We start from the raw sequence: 19,008 nt of genomic DNA on the forward strand, positions 1-19,008 counted from the left end.
GAAATACACACTTTATTGAATGTAACAAGGAAATGACCATGAATACTGTAAAAACACTGATTACTGCTTCTGCTCTGACACTGTTTTCCTTCGCGGCTTCTGCCGAACCGGTCTCTGTCACCAGTGACACACTGACATCCGCTGAAGCAAAAATTGCTGCAAAAGCACAGGAAAGCGGTGCTTCCGGCTATACCATTACCAGTGCCCGTACAACAGATAATGTGATTATGACGGCAGAACTGCACAAATAATGGCGTTCAGTGACTGAGTACCTGTTTATTATCCTCTGGTATAAATCCTGCCCCGGCAGGATTTTTTATATACGCATAAAAAAGCCCGGTCAGACCGGGCTTGTATTTCAGCAGGTTAAAACAAATTATGCCGACGGATGCGGATTCTGGTTCTCCGGGGCGGCATCTGCTTCAGGTTTGCGCAGCATGTCATGCAGTGAGCGGCCTTCCGTCTCTGTTTCCGCCGCCGGATTGATATTGACCGGGCAGCCGAATTCATGATCCGTCTGGTTTTCCACCAGCAGTGTGCTCATCGCACGGGCAATTTCAAACTCACCAATGACCACACGGTTTGCGCCGCGCTCCATAATATAGGTGCGCTCGTCATCATAATGTGCGCGGACAATAATCGTCATATGTGCGTTCATGGCACGGGCTTTGGCGACAATCTCTCCGGCCTCATAGCCGTTCGGAATAGTCAGCAGCAGCGCGCTGGCGCAATCGGCACGGGCAAGCTCCAGTACATCCTGTGCCACCGCATTCCCCATCACGGAAGGGAAGCCGCGTTCGGCAAGCTCTTCAAAGCGGGCGCGGGTATCTTCCACCACCACAACCGGATACCCTTTATTATGCAGTTTATCCGCCAGCATCGCACCGACACGGCCATAACCGACAATAATGGTATGTCCGCAGATATTGACCGGCACCTGGGTGATTTCTTCCAGCGTTTCTTCTTCCTGCTGCTCTTCCGGTGTTTCGGTTTTTTCCAGATAGCGGTCCAGCAGCGTGAACAGCACCGGGTTGAGCATGATAGAGACAATCGCACCGGCCAGGATCAGGTCATTGGCCTGGCGGTTGAGGACTTCCAGCGTAACCCCCATTCCTGCGAGGATAAAGGCGAATTCCCCGATTTGCGCGAGACTGACGGCGACTGTCAGCGCTGTCCGCCGGTTATGGCCGAACATCCTCACCAGCAGCAGGGCGGCGGCGGATTTACCGATAATAATAATCGCCAGCACACCGAGCACGCCCAGCGGATGGTTAATCAGCACCATCGGGTCAAACAGCATCCCGACAGAGACAAAGAACAGTACCGCGAAGGCATCACGCAGCGGCAGGGTATCCTGTGCGGCACGATGGCTGAGTTCTGACTCATTGAGCACCATACCGGCAAAGAACGCGCCGAGGGCAAACGAAGCATCAAACAGCGCGACAGCGGCATAAGCAATACCCAGCGCCAGCACCAGTACTGCCAGGGTAAACAGCTCGCGGGAGCCGGTAGCGGCTGTTCTGGCGAGTAACCACGGGATCACGCGGCGCCCGATAAAAATCATAATCAGGATGAATGCCACGACCTTACCGATAGTAATGCTCAGGCTTATCAGCAGATCTGATGTGCTGGCACTGGCCTCCGGGTTATTAATGATAGAGGCGGCAGCCGGTAACAGCACCAGGGTTAACACCATGGCGAGGTCTTCAACAATCAGCCAGCCGATGGCTATCTGACCGCGCTGGCTTTCTATCAGCTGCCGTTCTTCCAGGGCGCGCAGCAGCACCACGGTACTCGCGGTGGATAAGCTCAGACCAAATACGATCCCGGCAAATAATCCCCAGCCGAACAGACTGGAAAGGCCGAGACCTAAAATAGTTGCGACGGCTATCTGACAGATAGCACCCGGAATGGCGATATTTTTAACCGCCAGCAAATCTTTCAGTGAAAAATGGAGCCCGACCCCGAACATCAGCAGAATAACCCCGATTTCCGCCAGTTCCGGTGCCAGTGATGTATCGGCAACGAATCCCGGGGTAAAAGGGCCTGCTAACACACCCGCCGCCAGATAACCCACTAACGGGGAAATCTTTAACCGCTGCGCTAACATACCGAGTAAATAAGCGAGAACGAGACCGCCAACAATAGTTGTGATAAGAGGCGTTGAATGCACTTTTTTCATTCTCCTTTTGATTAGTGGTGTGAACGGATGTGGGTTAGCTATAAATATAATACATGTTTTCGTGACATAAATCGCGTTAAAAATATAACTAATTATGTAAAAAACAGGACTTAACAGCAGATACCATTCAGCTTTGACTATTTTCAGCGTATTCTGCTCTTTGTGATCCCCGTTCGTACCGTTATTTATTTACTTTAATCTTCAATATTATTGTTAATTAACAGGTTATTAAGTTCATTTGATCTGTTTTTGATATCGATGCAGATGTATTTATAAAAATCAGCTGAAAAATACAGGTTTAATCGTGATATTTATGCCGGTTACGGTACGGTAATATTCCCGTGGTATAAAATAACTACATTTCTATGCAGCAGATAAATAGGCATTTTTCTCTGTTGTATATTGATATTTAACGATTTTTTAAGGATGCGTTATCGTATTTGTGCGGATCCGCTAAATGACAAAACATTGAGTCAGATCGCACTTTCTTGCCGTGTTTATCATAACCGGTGTAAAAATTTGTGAATTTTCATCATACTTTCAGCAGAACGCCGGAGAGAGTTGTTTCTGTGCCGGTATCATCATTCAGACACACAGGGAATGACCATGACATTTACACTGAAAACCACAGCCTGTGCGCTGGCGGTATCCGCAATGCTTTTTCCGGCGCTGGCGAATGCCTGGGAAAAAGATAAAACCTACGACATCACTATTTTGCACACCAATGACCACCACGGCCATTTCTGGCAGAACGATCACGGCGAATACGGCTTATCCGCCCAGAAGACCCTGGTGGACGGTATCCGTAAGGAAGTGGAAGAGAAGGGCGGCTCACTGCTGCTGCTCTCCGGCGGGGATATCAATACCGGCGTGCCGGAATCCGATTTACAGAATGCCGAGCCGGATTTCAAAGGGATGAATCTGGTCGGTTATGATGCGATGGCGCTGGGCAACCACGAGTTTGATAATCCGCTGGAAACGCTGCGTACTCAGGAAAAATGGGCCACATTCCCGTTCCTGTCCGCCAATATCTATAAGAAAAGCACCGGTGAACGCCTGTTTAAGCCGTATGCCATGTTTGATAAGCAGGGGGTAAAAATTGCGGTAATCGGCCTGACAACGGATGACACAGCGAAAATCGGTAATCCGGGGAACTTCCCGGACACTGAATTCCGTGTCCCGGCTGAAGAAGCCAAAAAAGTGGTTGAAGCCCTGCGCGAAACGGAAAAACCGGACATCATTATCGCCGCCACTCATATGGGGCATTACGATGACAGCAACCACGGCTCCAACGCTCCCGGAGATGTGGAAATGGCGCGCAGCCTGCCGGCCGGTTATCTGGATATGATTGTCGGCGGTCACTCGCAGGATCCTGTCTGTATGCAGCCGGAAAACAAGAATTACAAAATTGCAGATTACGTACCGGGCACCCCGTGTGCACCGGACAACCAGAACGGTACCTGGATTGTACAGGCACATGAATGGGGTAAATATGTCGGACGTGCGGACTTTCAGTTCCGCAACGGCGAATTCACGCTGAAACACTATCAGCTTATCCCGGTGAATCTGAAGAAAAAAGTCACCAAAGAGGATGGCACATCAGAGCGGGTGTATTACACCAGTGAAATCACCGAAAGCCCGGACATGCTTAAACTGTTGACACCGTACCAGGAAAAAGGCAATGAGCAGCTGAATATCAAAGTCGGCTCGGTTGACAGCAAACTGGAAGGTGATCGCAGCAAAGTCCGTTTTGAACAGACCAGTATGGGGCATCTTCTGCTGGCTGCACAGAAAGAGCGCGCAAATGCCGATTTCGCTATTATGAGCGGCGGTGGTGTGCGTGACTCCATCGAACCGGGCGATATTACCTATAAAAATGTGCTGAAAGTGCAGCCGTTTGCCAACGAACTGGTGTATGTCGATTTCAAAGGCAGCGAAGTGCTGCCGTATCTGACCGCCGTGGCAAATATGAAAACGGATTCAGGTGCTTACGCACAGTTTTACAATGTCGGTCTGACACTGAATAAAGACGGCTCTGTGAGTGATGTGACGATTGACGGCAAACCGCTGGATCCGGCAAAAACCTACCGCATGGCGACACTGAATTTCAATGCGATCGGCGGGGATGGTTATCCGAAAATTGATTCTCACCTGGGCTATGTCAATACCGGCTTTGTCGATGCGGAAGTACTGAAAGGGTATATTGAAGCTCATTCACCGCTGAAAGCGGCAGATTATGAGCCGAAGGGCGAAATTATTTATAAAAACAAATAATTGATTATGACTGTCATAAAAAACCGGGGGTGAACTCCGGTTTTTTATTCGTGAGAGTTATGAAATAAGTTAATTATTATATTTTATGTATACAATTAATTGTTTTTATTGTGAAAATTTAAAATAAAGCGTGTTTTGCTACGATTGGCTCTTCCTGATTTGTTCATTATTTTTAGAATAAGTGCCTGTCCGTGACGAAGATCTCAGAACCGGACAGATATCCCTCCTCTCAAAAGGACACTATTAATGAACAAAACAGAAAACACCTTACATAAAAAAACACCGTCGGTGACGGTACTGGGCAACCGGGGGCAGGCGGTACGCGATATTGTGTATCACCGCCATCCGGATACCCCGGAGAAAACCGATGAGCGTATTACCTGCCATCAGTTTGATGCGCGCGGTTTTTTACAGCAGAGTGCTGATCCGCGTATGCAGGCATCCGGGCTGAGCAATTTCCGCTATATCACCTCACTCTCCGGACAGGTGCTGCGTACGGAAAGCGCGGATGCGGGAACATCACTGGCATTGAATGATGCGGCAGGGCGACCGGTGATCTGTATCAGTCAGATCCGTACGGATAACGAGCAGGATGACCGCAGCCGGGCCGTGACTCAGACTTTCCGGTATGAAGGTGCGGATTCAGCCGGGCGTCCGCTGAGTATTGCGGAACAGACCGCAGGGCAGAACGCTCAGGTAACCGAGCGCTTTGTGTATGCAGGCAGCAGTGAGGCGGAGAAAGCAAAAAACCTGGCGGGGGTCTGTACACACCATTATGATCCGGCCGGGCTGATGCAGACGGACAGCATTGCGCTGACCGGCGTGCCACTGTCGGTGACCCGTCAGTTGCTGAAAGATGCGGATAAGCCGGATACCCGTGTTAACTGGCCGGAAAGCAATCCGGAGCGTTTGCTGTCAGCTGAAAAATACACCACACAGACTACGGCTGATACCACCGGTGCGGTACTGAACACCACGGATGCGGCGGGTCATCAGCAGAAAGTGACTTATGATATCGCCGGATTACTGAGCACCAGCCGGGTGACAGTGAAAGGCGGCGCGGAAAAAATCATTATCAAATCTGTGACGTATTCCGCTGCCGGGCAGAAACTTCGTGAGGAGCACGGTAACGGTGTAGTGACCACTTACACTTATGAACCGCAAACCCAGCGCCTGATTGCTGTCAAAACCGAACATCCGGCACGGAAAAAAATATTTCAGGATCTGCGTTATGAATACGATCCGGTCGGCAATGTGCTGTGTGTGACCAATAGCGCCGAGGAGACGCGATTCTGGCATAATCAGAAAGTGGTGCCGGAAAACCGATACACTTACGACACCCTGTATCAGCTGGTCAGCGCCACCGGGCGCGAGATGGCCAGTGCCGGACAGCAAAGCTGTTCCCTCCCTGATATTTCCCCGTTTGATAAAGCCAGTTACACCAATTACACCCGCAACTATATCTATGATCGTGCCGGGAATATGACACAAATCCGTCATTCAGCACCGAAGACCGGCAATAACCACACCACGGATATCACCGTCAGCCAGCGCAGCAACCGCACGGTACTGAAAACCCTGGCGGACACGCCGGAGAAAGCGGAAGACCTGTTTACCCCGGGCGGACAACAGACACAGTTACAGCCGGGACAAACTCTGTCATGGACTGCGCGCGGCGAGCTGCAACAGGTTACGCCGGTGGTGCGTAACGGTGCCGCCGGTGACTGTGAAAGCTACCGTTATGATGCGGGCAGCCAGCGTATTCTGAAAACCACCGTGCAGAAGACCGGTAACAGCTCACTGACACAGCAGGTGATCTATCTGCCGGGGCTGGAGCTGTACCGCGGAAAAGAAAACTATCAGGTGATCTGCGCCGGTGTTGCCGGGCGGGCACAGGTACGGCTGCTGCACTGGCAGGACGGCAAAAAAGATCACCAGCGGTTCAGTTATGACAATCTGATCGGCAGCAGCGGCCTGGAAACGGACGGCGACGGTAACCTGCTGAGTCAGGAGGAATATTATCCGTTCGGCGGCACAGCTGTGCTGGTGGCGGATGCGGACAGCGGCATTGACTACAAAACCCACCGTTATTCCGGCAAAGAGCGGGATGCGACCGGGCTGTATTACTACGGCTACCGTTACTATCAGCCGTGGGCAGGGCGCTGGCTGAGCTCAGACCCGGCGGGAACGGTCGACGGGCTGAATCTGTTCCGGATGGTGAGGAATAATCCGGTGTCTATGAAAGATGAAGATGGGAGGGTTGCTGAGTGGCTTGATTTGGCATATCCGCGCGAAAGAAACAACATGGTTGAACAGATCTATAAAGAAAATACGGTCGTAAAAATGCATCATATAAAATTTACGGCGGAGACAAAAAAAATACTCGATGAAACAGAAGAAAATGAATTTAGTCTTAAGGGACTTAAGCCTAATGTCAAAGAAAAAAAAATGAGGGGAATGAAATATACTAATGCAAAACTGAAATCCTACGCGGCACATGCCGGTTTTTTAAGTTTATCCGAAAAACGGGAACCGGTATTTAAGTCTGGCTTTATTAATTTCACCGGTAGTTTAAGTAATAAAAATACTTTTCCCGGGGTTCATCTGATCGATGAAAAAGTGAAAGCCGGATTTGAGGCGTTTTCTCCGGCATTACTCAAAACCACAAAAAAATGGCGGCCGGAAGTAAGCCTCGGTTATTATCGGATAGAGGATACTAATGCCTTTGTATCGGAGATAAAAAATAGATATTCAGAATCCGGTACGCCACTTACTGACGTAGTGGAAAGCAGGATTAGAGAGCATATAAAAAATAATAATAACATACTCCCTAAAATGGCTGGGATTGCTGGTCTTCATGCTGAGGTACAGGCATTAAATTTTGTTGTGTCCTCGATGGAGAAAGGAGAAAGCGTAGCTGGTAAACTCAGTGCAAGTTACATTTATACCCAACGTTTGGTCGGTGCTAAAAACGAAGATTTCCCGGCATGCCATAACTGTTCAGGGATTATTTCAGGCCTTGAAAATGTTATGACAGGGCGTGTTAAAAATCATATAAGGCTGACGCGGAGAAATTCAGTTTCTTAATAATAAAGGAGCCAATGTAAAAACCGGAAACGGTCAGTAACCGTTTCCGGGATATCTCTTATCAGTCCCGTTTCGCCACCGGGGCAAATTTCCCGTCCAGCACTTTTGCCAGATCCTGCGGTGCCAGTTCGATATCCAGGCCGCGTTTGCCGCCGGAAACAAAAATAGTGGCAAATTCCTGTGCGCCCTCATCAATCAGGGTCGGCAGACGTTTTTTCTGTCCCAGCGGGCTGATCCCGCCCACCAGATAGCCGGTGACTTTCTGTGCATTCACCGGGTCAGCCATTTCCGCTTTCTTCACACCAAGGGCTTTGGCTACCGCTTTTAAATCAAGCTGTTCTGATACCGGGGTGACTGCCACGGCGAGATGTTTATTATCACCGTTAAGCGCCACCAGCAGGGTTTTGTATACCTGACGGGCATCGAGATTGAGTTTGCGGACCGCTTCATCACCGAAATTATGATCATTCGGATCATGTTCATACGGATGGAGGGTGAATGAAATCCGGTTTTTTTCCAGAAGTTTTACAGCCGGTGTCATAGGTCTTTCCTTGCTGATAATTCAGACGGCAGTGTCACAAGGCCTGCCAGTTTAACACAAAATGGACGGCAGATTGTGGTCGCCGTAAAGATGCAGTGCGCCGACCGCCACCACATAATTGCCGGGCGGCAGTTGTGTCAGCCGGGTTTTCCAGGCGTCGTTGCGGCTTATCATCAGATGCTGATACGTCTGCTCGCTGAAGGTGGCGGGCAGCGGCTGCGCGAGTTTTTCCGGCCGGTAATCCAGCCACCAGCCGAGCATAATCTGAAGTGCACGGGCATTGTCATGCCAGTAGGCCAGGGTATCTTCCAGCAGGCTCAGCCCTTCGTCCGGGAAATCCAGCAGCATCTGTAACTGTGCCTGTGTGCCTTCCAGCTCAAAAACGGGGATATTCTGTCCGTGAGCGGCATTGAGCATCTGATAATCAATGCCGTAATGCGGACGCAGCCCCAGGCTTTGTGCCTGGGCGGACTGCAGGATCAGCGCCACCTGCCAGGCGGGCAGGGTATCCAGCGTCTGTACCGGCTGACGCTGTTCCTCACAATAGCGGCGGTAGTCATCTCTCAGGTGCTCCGGTAAGCGCTCACTTACCGGCAGACGGGGGAATTCAGGGTCTTGTCCCGGGAACGGCGGTGCCGGACGGGTGATATCCGCTTCCACAATCAGGCCATCAGCACGATTGATTCTTTCCAGCAGCGGGCCGGGCAGCGGGTACATGGCTTCCGATCCCATATGAATACTGCCGACCAGATGCAGTGAGATATCCCCGGGCAATGTGAGTTCAACCGAAGGCCAGGTGCAGCCACCCTGCGGATCAGGCGGGATAAGGTAATCTTTCAGCCGGCGGAACAGTGTTTTCATGACGACTCCTGTCGTGAAACGATACCTTAGTTGACTGCAAGCGCGGGCTTTTTTCAACCCTGATAAGTAATATCCGGTTAATTAACAGGAAAAAAATAAGGGAGCGAATTATTCGCTCCCTTATCAGGTCAGAGATTAATCTTTCGGTTTAAAACGTAACAACCGGTTGGCGTTACTGACCACGGTAATGGATGACAGCGCCATGGCTGCCCCTGCCACTACCGGATTCAGCAGAGTGCCGGTGAACGGGAACAGCACCCCGGCGGCGATCGGGATCCCGAGGGTGTTATAAATAAAGGCACCCAGCAGGTTCTGTTTCATATTACGCAGTGTCCCTTTCGAGATAGCCACCGCATCGGCCACGCCGTGCAGGCTGTGGCGCATCAGAGTGATTGCTGCCGTTTCGATGGCAATATCACTGCCGCCGCCCATCGCGATCCCCACATCTGCCCGTGCCAGCGCAGGTGCGTCATTGATACCGTCACCGACCATGGCGACACGGCGTCCGGCCTGCTGTAATTTTTCAATGGCAGCGGCTTTGCCGTCCGGCAGTACACCGGCGATTACTTCATCAATCCCGGCTTCTTTGGCGATAGCCCGGGCGGTTACTTCGTTGTCCCCGGTCAGCATCACCAGACGGTAACCCTGTTTGTGCAGACGCGCCAGCGCACTGACACTGTCCTCACGCAGCGGATCACGGACAGAAAGAATCGCCGCGATGTTGCCGTCAACTGCCAGCATCACCGGAGTCACACCTTTACCGGCCTGGGATTGTACCAGCGCATCCGCTTCCCCGGCAGTGCTGATATTCTGTGCCTGCATCAGCGCATGGTTACCCAGCAGGAGTGTCCGGCCTTCAGACTCCCCGCTGATCCCCATCCCCGCCAGGGTACGGAACTGAGTAACAGACGGCAGTGTCAGCGCTTTTGCACGTTCAGTGATAGCGCGGGCCAGCGGATGATTAGAACCGCTTTCCAGCGCCGCCGCGAGACGCAGGACATCATCGTCACTGAAACCATTAAAGGTATGGATTTCCGTTACCTGCGGCATGCCTTCTGTCAGGGTCCCGGTTTTGTCGAAAACAATGGTGTCGAGAGTGCTTGCCTGCTGTAAAGCATCCGCATCCCGTACCAGCACACCAAACTCAGCGGCGCGTCCGACCCCGGAAATAATCGACATCGGCGTTGCCAGTCCCAGTGCACACGGACAGGCGATAATCAGTACCGTGGTAATAATCACCAGTGCATAGGTTATCTGCGGCGCAGGGCCGAAGAAGTACCAGACAGCACCGGCGATCAGGGCGATAACCACCACAACCGGCACAAAGACGGCTGAGATTTTATCTGCCAGCTGACCGATTTCCGGTTTACTGCTCTGAGCCTGACGCACCAGTTTAATGATGCGTGCCAGCGTGGTTTTGCTGCCGACAGCGGCGGCACGGAACAGCACGGTGCCATCCTGCACGGTGGTTCCGGCAGAAACGGTATCACCGGTGGTTTTTTGCTGCGGGATTGGCTCCCCGGTCAGCATCGCCTCATCCATCCACACTTCGCCTTCGGTGATCTCACCATCGACCGGTACGCGGTCACCGGTGGTCAGACGCAGGATCATCCCCGGCTGCACATCTGCCAGCGGTACATCTTTCTCACCTTCAGGTGTCACCACACGGGCGGTCGGCGGAGTCAGATCCAGCAGGCGCTCCAGTGCTTTTGACGAACGCTGGCGGGCACGCTGCTCCAGCATATGACCCAGGTTTATCAGACCGATAATCATGGCGCTGGCCTCGTAATAGAGGTGACGCGCCTGCGGCGGGAACACGTCCGGCCAGAGGTTTACCGTGATGGAATAGAGCCACGCGGCACCGGTGCCGAGAGCCACCAGGGTATCCATCGTTGCACTGCCATTTTTCAGGGATTGCCAGGCGCTGCGGTAGAAATGCCCGCCCGCCAGAATCATCACCGCCAGGGTGACGATCCCGATGGTCAGCCAGATCCCGTTGTTCGCCGGGGTCAGCATCATATTGTCGCCGATCATTCCCCAGATCATCACCGGGATACCGACCGCCAGTGCCAGAGCAGCCTGCCAGCGGAACCGCTTCATATTGGCAACCGCGACTTCCTGCTGGCGCTCACGGCGTTTGGCATCATCCTGAATCAGTTCCGCGCCGTAACCGGCTTTCTCCACAGCGGCGATCAGTGCCTCCGCAGAGGCATGGCCGGTGACCAGTGCACTGCGCTCCGCGAGGTTCACACGGGCATTTTCCACGCCGTCCACACTGAGCAGCGCTTTGTGTACTTTGCTGACACAGCTTGCACAGGTCATGCCGTCGAGCAGGAAGGAGAGACTGTCGTCATCCTCCTCAATCACCGGCATGGCAGGGGTGTTGTCCGGGGTGGCCGGAATGTCGCAGTGCTCCGCTGCCGCAGCCTCAGTCTGAGACGGCGTCAGCGGTTCAGATTTTGGGGAGGCGTTTTCTCCCGCCACTGCTGCCTGAAAACCGGCGGCTTCCACCGCGCTGATTAAGGTCTGCGCATCAGCGCTGCCGTATACTTTTGCCTCTTTGGTATCAACGACCGCAGCCGCAACACCGTCAACCGCTTCTAATGCACTTTGCGTTTTCGCTGCACATTTCATACAATTCAGCCCGGAAAGCTGTAAAATTGTACCGGGTTTGTCTGCAATCTGAGCTTCATAACCTGCTTCTTCGATAGTTTTGATGAGGGATTGCGCATCTGCATCGCCGGTCACTTTGGCGAAATCAAGGGTGACCACCGCAGATTCAACATCCGGGCGGGCGTCGAGTGCTTTTTTCACACTGCCGGTGCAATGTCCGCAGGACAGCCCCTGTAACGCAAGAATAGTGGTATTAGCCATACTTTTTTTCCTTACATGTTTCGCATCATCACGCCGCATATCAGCACACGGCGCAAGAGAAAAAATTCTGTTCGGGGGAACGGGAATTTTGATTTACGATGATGGTAAACCTTCCCTCAAGGGTAAGGTCAAGGAGAAGTTATGAATATCAGCGATATTGCACAAAAAACGGGTTTAACACCAAAAGCAATCCGTTTTTACGAAGATAAATCTTTGATCACGCCACCGGAACGGGGTGAGAACGGATACCGGTATTTCAGTGAACGGCATGTGGATGAACTGACTCTGCTGCGCCAGGCAAAAGAGGTCGGGTTCACGCTGGATGAGTGCCGCGAGCTGTTATCGCTGTTCCGTAATCCGAACCGCCACGCGGCGGATGTGAAATCGGCGACACTGGGCAAAGTGAAGCAGATTGAGAAAACCATTACGGAGCTCACGGCTATCCGTGACCGCCTGCTGGCACTGGCTGATTCCTGTCCCGGGGATGACAGCGCAGAGTGTCCGATCATCGATCATCTCTCCGGATGCCGCCACAGCAAACCTGCCTGCCATAAATAATCCGTCTGTTTTGTGCGTCTGCCCGCCGGGCAGACGCCGTCTTACATCCTGTCAGTTAAGTTTTTCTTATTTCTGCCGATAACAGATAAAAGCACGGCTCTTTTTCATCCGGCGTTATACCGGAGAAAACCGGCATTTCTGTCCGCTGCGGCGGTAACCGGCGTAAAGGATAAGTAAGACGAATTGACCAAACTGCTGACATTATTACGCCGCATATTATTATCAGGGCTGTTTTTTTGCCCGACATTATATGCCGCACCTTTCCCTGCTGCTGCGGAAAATCCGGGCGCTGATGCCTCGCGCCGGGCGATGCAGGATGCCGGACAGCAGGTCAGTGATCTGCTGGAACAGCAGACTTACCGGCAACTGAGCAAGCCGCAGACAACGATCACCCCCACAGAGCCGTTACTGCGTGCGGCAGAGAATGAACACTGTCTGCCGGTCAGCGGCGTGTATCTCTCCGGTATCACACTGTTATCTCAGGACGACCTACGCTCACTTTCGCCATTGCCCGCAGACTGTATCCGCAGCCGTGACATTAATGTGCTGGTGGCGGAACTGATGGAGCGGTATCTGGATAAAGGCTATATCACCGCCCGGATCCGCTTTCTGCCGGTCAACGATTATCACGAGCTGGGGATCGGCGTGACGGAAGGAACCGTGGAGCGGATCGACAGCACGGATCGCGGTGTTAATACCGCTCTGCTGTTTCCCGCTCTGACCGGCAAACCGCTGAAAATCACCGAACTGGAGCAGGGGCTGGATCAGGCAAACCGCCTGAAATCCAACCATGTCACTATGGATATTCTGCCCGGCAGCGCACCGGGAGGCTCGGTGATCCGGCTGGTTAATCAGCGCGGCACTCCGGCCGGGTTTTCTATCAGTGCAGATAATTACGGGCAGAAAAGTACCGGACGCAATGTTATCCGCACCGCAGTCACCGCAGACAGCCCGGCAGGATTATCTGATTTTGTCAGCCTGAGCGGCTCCGCCACAACCGATAATCCGGCGGCGCGTTACAGCCGCTCTGGCATGCTGTTTTACTCCGTGCCTTACGGCGCACTGACGATCAGCACTTACGGCAGTCTTTCCCGTTACCGCATCACTCAGGCGCTGCGCTATAACCACGTCATTCTTAGCGGGGACAGCGCTCAGGCCGCACTGCGGGCGGATTATGTCATCTTCCGTAACCGCTCACGGATTGATTCCCTGATGGCGCAGATGACTTACAAACGCAGCCGCAACTACCTCAATGACACACTGATTGGCGTCAGCAGCCCGTCCCTGAGTATCGCCGAAGCCGGTTACACCGGGTTGATTCTGGTACCGGGCGGTGTTATCAGCACCTCTTTATCAGCGGAGAAGGGCACCACACTGTTCGGGGCAGCTACCCGGAACACCATGCCGGGCTCGGATCCGCAATACACCAAAGGCAAATTCTCACTCAGTTATATTCAGCAGTTTTCGCTGTCGGAAGACGCGTATCTGTTCAGCAGTCATCTGGCCGGTCAGTACACACAGGATCACCTCCCCGGGGGGGAGTGGCTGACACTGTCGGATAACAGTGCGATCAGAGGGTTTCACGACGGCTCGTTATCGGCGGATAAGGGATGGTACTGGCAAAACACCCTTTCCCGCCGTTTTGTCCGGCAGGGGATCACGGTAACACCCCGTGCCGGTGCGGACTACGGACGGGTTATGGCTCAGACCGGGCAGGCGGGATGGCAGTCTGCCGCGGGTATCGCCGCAGGGGTTAATGTCAGTTACGGCGGCGCACAGCTGGATGCGCAAATCAGCCGCGCCCGGACCTCTGTGGCGGCACTGCCCGCACAGGACACCCTGTTTTCCCTGCGCCTGGGATATCAGTTCTGATCTGCTCCGTCAGTCGTTGGATGGTAAGGAAATACAATGAAAAAAGAACGCTTTAAACTATCTTCGTCAGGTAAGGTGGCCGCGTGGATGGCGCTGGCCTTCGTCACGCTGAACAGCGCCGCCGCAGGGATTGTGGCGGACGGCGGCCCGAACGGCCCCGGGGTTTCTCAGGTAAACGGAACGGATATTGTTAATATTACAGCACCGAACAGTAACGGGCTGTCTCATAACCAGTATCTTGATTTTAATGTGGATAACCGGGGCGCGGTCTTTAATAACGCCCTGACCGCCGGGCAGTCGCAACTGGCGGGTATGCTGGAGGCCAACAAAAACCTGAACGGGCAGGCCGCCGGGGTGATCCTCAATGAAGTGGTCAGCCGTAACCCCTCTCTTCTGCTGGGCCAGCAGGAAGTGTTCGGCATGGCGGCGGATCTGATCCTCGCCAACCCGAACGGGATCAGCTGTCAGGGCTGTGGTTTTATCAACACCAATAATGCCGGGCTGATCGTGGGTAATCCGCTGATTGAGAACGGAATGATCAGTGCATACAGTACGCTGGATAACACCAGTTCACTGACGATCGGAAATAACGGGATCACGACCGGTAAAGTGCTGGATCTGGTTGCGCCTGCGATTAATGCCGACGGGGAGATCCGCGCGGCGGTACTGAATGTGATCTCCGGGAACAATACCGTTTCCGCTGATATGCAGACCATTTCCGCCGGGAAAAACGCGGTTCCGCTGGACAGCTATTATCTGGGCGGCATGCGTGCCGGTAAAATCCGTCTGGTGAATACCGCGCAGGGCAGCGGCGTGAAACTTGCCGGTAATATTGATGCTGTGAATGGTTTCGATGCCCAGTCACAGGGCGCTCTGAAACTCACCGGCGCACAGGTCACCGGCGGGGATATCCGCCTGAGCGGTGATACGCTGCGTACCGAAGGACAGCTGCGCAACGAACATCAGCGGACAGAAGACAAACGCAGCGGGCAATCCGTCACCGGCGAAACCCGGCAGGGGCGTTACACCCGCACCTCACTGGACGGCAAAAATATCACCCTGGTGGCACAGCAGGAAGCACGGCTGACCGGCACTGATCTGCACGGGATTGAGATTGCCGTTCAGGCAGGAACCATCACGCTCGGCAGCGACCAGGTTGCGCAGTCAGACACCCGCACCACAAATCAGTGGAAAATGTCGTGGGAAAATAATGAAACCCGCAAAGATGAAAGTATCCGGCAGGAAACCAGCAACCTCCGGTCTGACGGTGATATCCGCCTGGCGGCCACAACCGGTGATATTACCCTGAAAGGAGCAACACTGGCGGCCGGAACGCATCTCAGTGCTGATGCCAAAGGGGATATCCGGCTTGAAAGTGTGACCAACTCCCGCACACAGACGGTGTCCGGCAATAAACGCAATGAGACGGCAAAACTGCTCAGCGGCACACACGGCGATGTCACGTCAAAAGAGCAACTGGTGAAAACCGAACTGACCGCAGGCGGCAATCTGGGACTGAATGCCGGCCATGACATCCGGACTCAGGCGGCACAGGTACACGCCGGACAGGATCTGATCATCAACACCGGTAATAATCTCACCATCGGTACGCAAACCACGACACAGCATCAGGGGCATACGGAGAATATCACCTCGTGGGGCGGTATCGGCGGCGGCTCCCGTGAAAACCGTGCCACCACGGAAGAGACGGCGCACGGCTCTGACGTTACCGCAGGCGGTAAGCTCTGGCTTTCCGGCGGCAACGGTGTGACCGTCACCGGCAGTAAGGTAAAAGGCACACAGGACAGTCTGGTGCAGACCGGGCAGGGCGCGCTGGTGATTGAAAACGGCATCAGCCGGACAGCGAAACACATTGATAACCGTGATGGCGGCGCGTTTAACATCACCCGCAGTACCCTCCGTGAAAACAGCGAAGATACCCGCGTTGAGCGCAGCGAGCTGAAATCAGAAGCTGACCTGCGGCTGGCAGGGAAAAATGATATCACCATCTCCGGAAGCCTGATTGAAAGTGCGGGCACACTGAAAATTGATACCCTTGGTGATATCAATGTCCGTGCGGCACAGGCACAAAAACAGTCTGACAAAACAGAAACCACACTCAAAATCAGCGGCTATGCCAAAGAGGATGAGGACAAACAGTACCGCGCCGGTCTGGATATCAACCATACCCGCGACACACAAAAGCAGGATTCGGTCACGCAGCAGGGCAGTGAACTCAAAGGCGGCAGTGTCTCTGTCACCGCCGGAAACGATCTCACCCTTATCGGCTCCTCTCTGACCACCACGCAGGGGGATGCGGCACTTTCCGCTGAAAATATCACCCTGAACGCAGCGGATAACCGTGAGACCCGGACACAGCAGAAAGGGGAATCACACGGCGGTATTTATCTGACCGGCGGCATGGATAAACTCGGCGGCGGGCTGAGCGGCGGTCATACTGAAACCGGCAGGACACAGGAGCAGCATCAGGCAGTCACCTCCGGCACACAGGTGCAGGGCAATCTCACCCTGACCGCCGGTAAAACGCTCTCGCAGGAAGGCGCATCACACAGGGTGGGCGGCGCTTATACGGAAACCGCGCAAAACTCGGCGCACCGGGCGGCTCACAACAGTGATCGCACCACCGAAACCACCAAAGGCGGCGAAGGCAGCCTTGGTGTTTCGCTGGATTACAGCAAAGTCTCCCGTCCGCTGGCCAAAGCCGGTGAAAATATTGCGGAAGGCAATATTGCCGGGGTGGCTGACAGCACCGCAGCCACCGGACTGCCGGATATCGGCGTTGATCTGAGCGGCAAAGGGGAAAACCGGCAGAGCATCACCGAAAATACACAGGCGAAAACCACGTCTGTTAATGCAGGATCGGTTGCCGTGAACGCCACAGATCGTGTTCTTGATGAGGGAACACAGTACCGGGCGGATAACGGCGGTATTGCGATCAGCGCCGGCGATTATCAGTCTGCGGCGGCAGCGGATACACATCATCAGTCGGAATCTGTGACTGAGGGCAAAGGAAGTCTGCGTGTGGCAACATCCACCGGACAGGATGTTGCGATCAGCGCGGAAGGCAGCGGCGGTCATCGTCTGGCAACTGAGAGCAGCAGTAAAGCGGTGCCCGGTTCACTGTCGGCGAAAGGGGATATCACTGTGCAGGCGGGGCGTGATGCGGCATTGCAGGGCGATACACTGCGCAGTGAGGAAGGACTCGTTTCTGTCCGTGCCGGCGATAATCTGACGCTGGATCAGGCGGGTGATACCCACAGCAAAACCGTCAGCGGCTATGATGCCGGGGCGAAGGTAAATGTGGAATCGCTCAACCTGAAAAATGCCGGTGGTGGTCTCAGCGGCGGACGTGAAGTGTATAACGAAAGCGGCACAACGGCGAAAACCGGGGTGATTGAAGGCAAAACCGGCGTGGTATTACAGGCCGGAAACGACCTGACCGCTAACGGTACTGATGTCAGCAGTGACGGGGATGTGACCGTGAAAGGCGGGCACAACACCCTGCTTAACAGCGCGGAGAGCACGAATACTATCTCCGGCCATCAATGGCACGGTGATGTGCAGGCCAGCGGCGGTAAAACGGAGACCGGCAGCAAACTCGGCGGCGGTGCGGAGTTCAGTATCAGCAAACAATCTGAAAACGTCACTGACCAGCGCGGCGGCAGTCTGCGCAGCGGCGGTACAGCGTCTGTTTCTGCGGACGGTATGCGGGATGATGCGCTGTACCTGAAAGGCACGCAGATTGATGCACAAAATACCGCACTGACTGCCCGTGACGGCGGTATTGTGATTGAATCCGCACAGAAAACCACGGACAAAGCCAACTGGAATGCGGGCGGAAACCTGAATATCGGCACCTCGCGCAGTACAGAAAATCCGGAAACCGGTTCGCGGCATAATATCAGTGCCGGTCTGAAGGGCGGGATCGATAATCAGCAGACGGTCACACAGAAAAATGCCCTGACGGACAGCGGTAACCTCACACTGAACAGCCGCAATGACACGCGGATTCAGGGCGGAAAACTGACGGCGGATACCATCAGCGGGCGTGTCGGCGGTGATCTGATCGTGGAAAGCCGGACTAACACCGAATCTGTTCTGAAAGTTGACGCGGATCTGTCGGCGGCACATACCAATGATGAGGGCAGCAGTACCACCTCAAAACTGGCCAATGCCGGTACACCGAAGTTTGCAGATGACATCAAAGCGGGTCTGGAAAACGGACTGGATAAAGCGGCAGATTCTGTACGGGAAAATGCCGGAGCCGGTGCCGGTACGGTGGCGGACAAGGTGAAATCCGGCCTGACATCCCCGTCCGGGATGAACGGCAATGTTAAAGCGTCCTTCGAAACCCGTTCCGCAGAACAGGTGGGACAGCAATCCGGTCTGACCGCCCGTGAACAGGGCAAACTGCGTACCGGCGGCAGCACTATCCTGACCGGCGCGGTGCTGGACGGTCTGCCGGATGGCGGGAACACCGAAATGCGCTCTGTGGCGGTCAAAGAGACCGGCACCCGCATTCACGGCGAACTCCGGCTCAATGCCGGACAGGCTGTCAGCGCGGTTAAGGACGGAATTGTAAACGGAAAATCCCCGGTCGGTATTTCTGTCACTAATGATCACAGCAGTGTGAACAGTAAAGTGAAGTAATTATTAGTTTATTCAGTAAGATAAAACGGCTCCCTGCGGAGCCGTTTTTTAATATGACAATCCGGCGTGGTTTAAAAATTGTTTATAT

Annotated in this window: 10 protein-coding genes; 6 read left to right on the forward strand and 4 right to left on the reverse strand. The window is 53.8% G+C overall.

Annotated features, from left to right (window positions below; genetic code table 11):
• Positions 1-38 precede the first annotated feature (38 nt).
• On the forward strand, positions 39-251 hold the full coding sequence (locus X965_RS01125; RefSeq protein ID WP_036416672.1) for a DUF1471 domain-containing protein: 213 nt from the start codon (positions 39-41) through the stop codon (positions 249-251).
• A gap of 125 nt (positions 252-376) precedes the next feature.
• On the opposite strand, the gene ybaL is transcribed toward X965_RS01125, so the two are convergent.
• Positions 377-2,182 carry a YbaL family putative K(+) efflux transporter gene (gene ybaL / locus X965_RS01130; RefSeq protein WP_036416674.1) on the reverse strand — a complete coding sequence of 602 codons (1,806 nt, stop codon included), beginning with the start codon at positions 2,180-2,182 and terminating at the stop codon, positions 377-379.
• 606 nt (positions 2,183-2,788) lie between these two features.
• Between ybaL and ushA the strand changes: the two genes are divergently transcribed.
• Positions 2,789-4,456, forward strand: a complete 1,668-nt coding sequence (ushA, locus tag X965_RS01135; protein WP_036416678.1) for a bifunctional UDP-sugar hydrolase/5'-nucleotidase UshA — start codon at positions 2,789-2,791, stop codon at positions 4,454-4,456.
• Between the two features lie 246 nt (positions 4,457-4,702).
• Positions 4,703-7,543 carry an RHS repeat-associated core domain-containing protein gene (locus tag X965_RS01140; protein WP_051997300.1) on the forward strand — a complete coding sequence of 947 codons (2,841 nt, stop codon included), beginning with the start codon at positions 4,703-4,705 and terminating at the stop codon, positions 7,541-7,543.
• A gap of 61 nt (positions 7,544-7,604) precedes the next feature.
• Here the strand turns inward: X965_RS01140 and ybaK are convergent, their stop codons facing one another.
• The 3 genes from ybaK to copA form a co-directional block, all read right to left on the reverse strand.
• Positions 7,605-8,084, reverse strand: a complete 480-nt coding sequence (gene ybaK, locus X965_RS01145; RefSeq protein WP_004237643.1) for a Cys-tRNA(Pro)/Cys-tRNA(Cys) deacylase YbaK — start codon at positions 8,082-8,084, stop codon at positions 7,605-7,607.
• A gap of 51 nt (positions 8,085-8,135) precedes the next feature.
• Positions 8,136-8,945 (reverse strand): TraB/GumN family protein, encoded by an 810-nt coding sequence (locus tag X965_RS01150; RefSeq protein WP_036416681.1) that lies wholly within the window; start codon positions 8,943-8,945, stop codon positions 8,136-8,138.
• A 135-nt stretch (positions 8,946-9,080) separates the two neighbouring features.
• The gene (gene copA / locus X965_RS01155; RefSeq protein WP_036416684.1) at positions 9,081-11,819 is read right to left on the reverse strand and encodes a copper-exporting P-type ATPase CopA; all 2,739 of its coding nucleotides are present in this window, start codon (positions 11,817-11,819) and stop codon (positions 9,081-9,083) included.
• Positions 11,820-11,960: 141 nt separating this feature from the next.
• Here copA and cueR point away from each other — a divergent pair, with 141 nt between their 5' ends.
• The 3 genes from cueR to X965_RS01170 all read left to right on the forward strand — a co-directional run bounded on the left by cueR (position 11,961) and on the right by X965_RS01170 (position 18,920).
• A complete protein-coding gene (gene cueR, locus X965_RS01160) occupies positions 11,961-12,377 on the forward strand; it encodes a Cu(I)-responsive transcriptional regulator (RefSeq protein ID WP_004237647.1) in 417 nt (138 codons plus the stop codon).
• A gap of 183 nt (positions 12,378-12,560) precedes the next feature.
• A complete protein-coding gene (locus X965_RS01165; protein ID WP_036416687.1) occupies positions 12,561-14,249 on the forward strand; it encodes a ShlB/FhaC/HecB family hemolysin secretion/activation protein in 1,689 nt (562 codons plus the stop codon).
• A gap of 36 nt (positions 14,250-14,285) precedes the next feature.
• Positions 14,286-18,920, forward strand: a complete 4,635-nt coding sequence (locus X965_RS01170; protein ID WP_036416689.1) for a hemagglutinin repeat-containing protein — start codon at positions 14,286-14,288, stop codon at positions 18,918-18,920.
• Positions 18,921-19,008: the final 88 nt, after the last annotated feature.

This window comes from Morganella sp. EGD-HP17, assembly GCF_000512315.2.
Classification (GTDB): Bacteria; Pseudomonadota; Gammaproteobacteria; order Enterobacterales; family Enterobacteriaceae; genus Morganella; species Morganella morganii.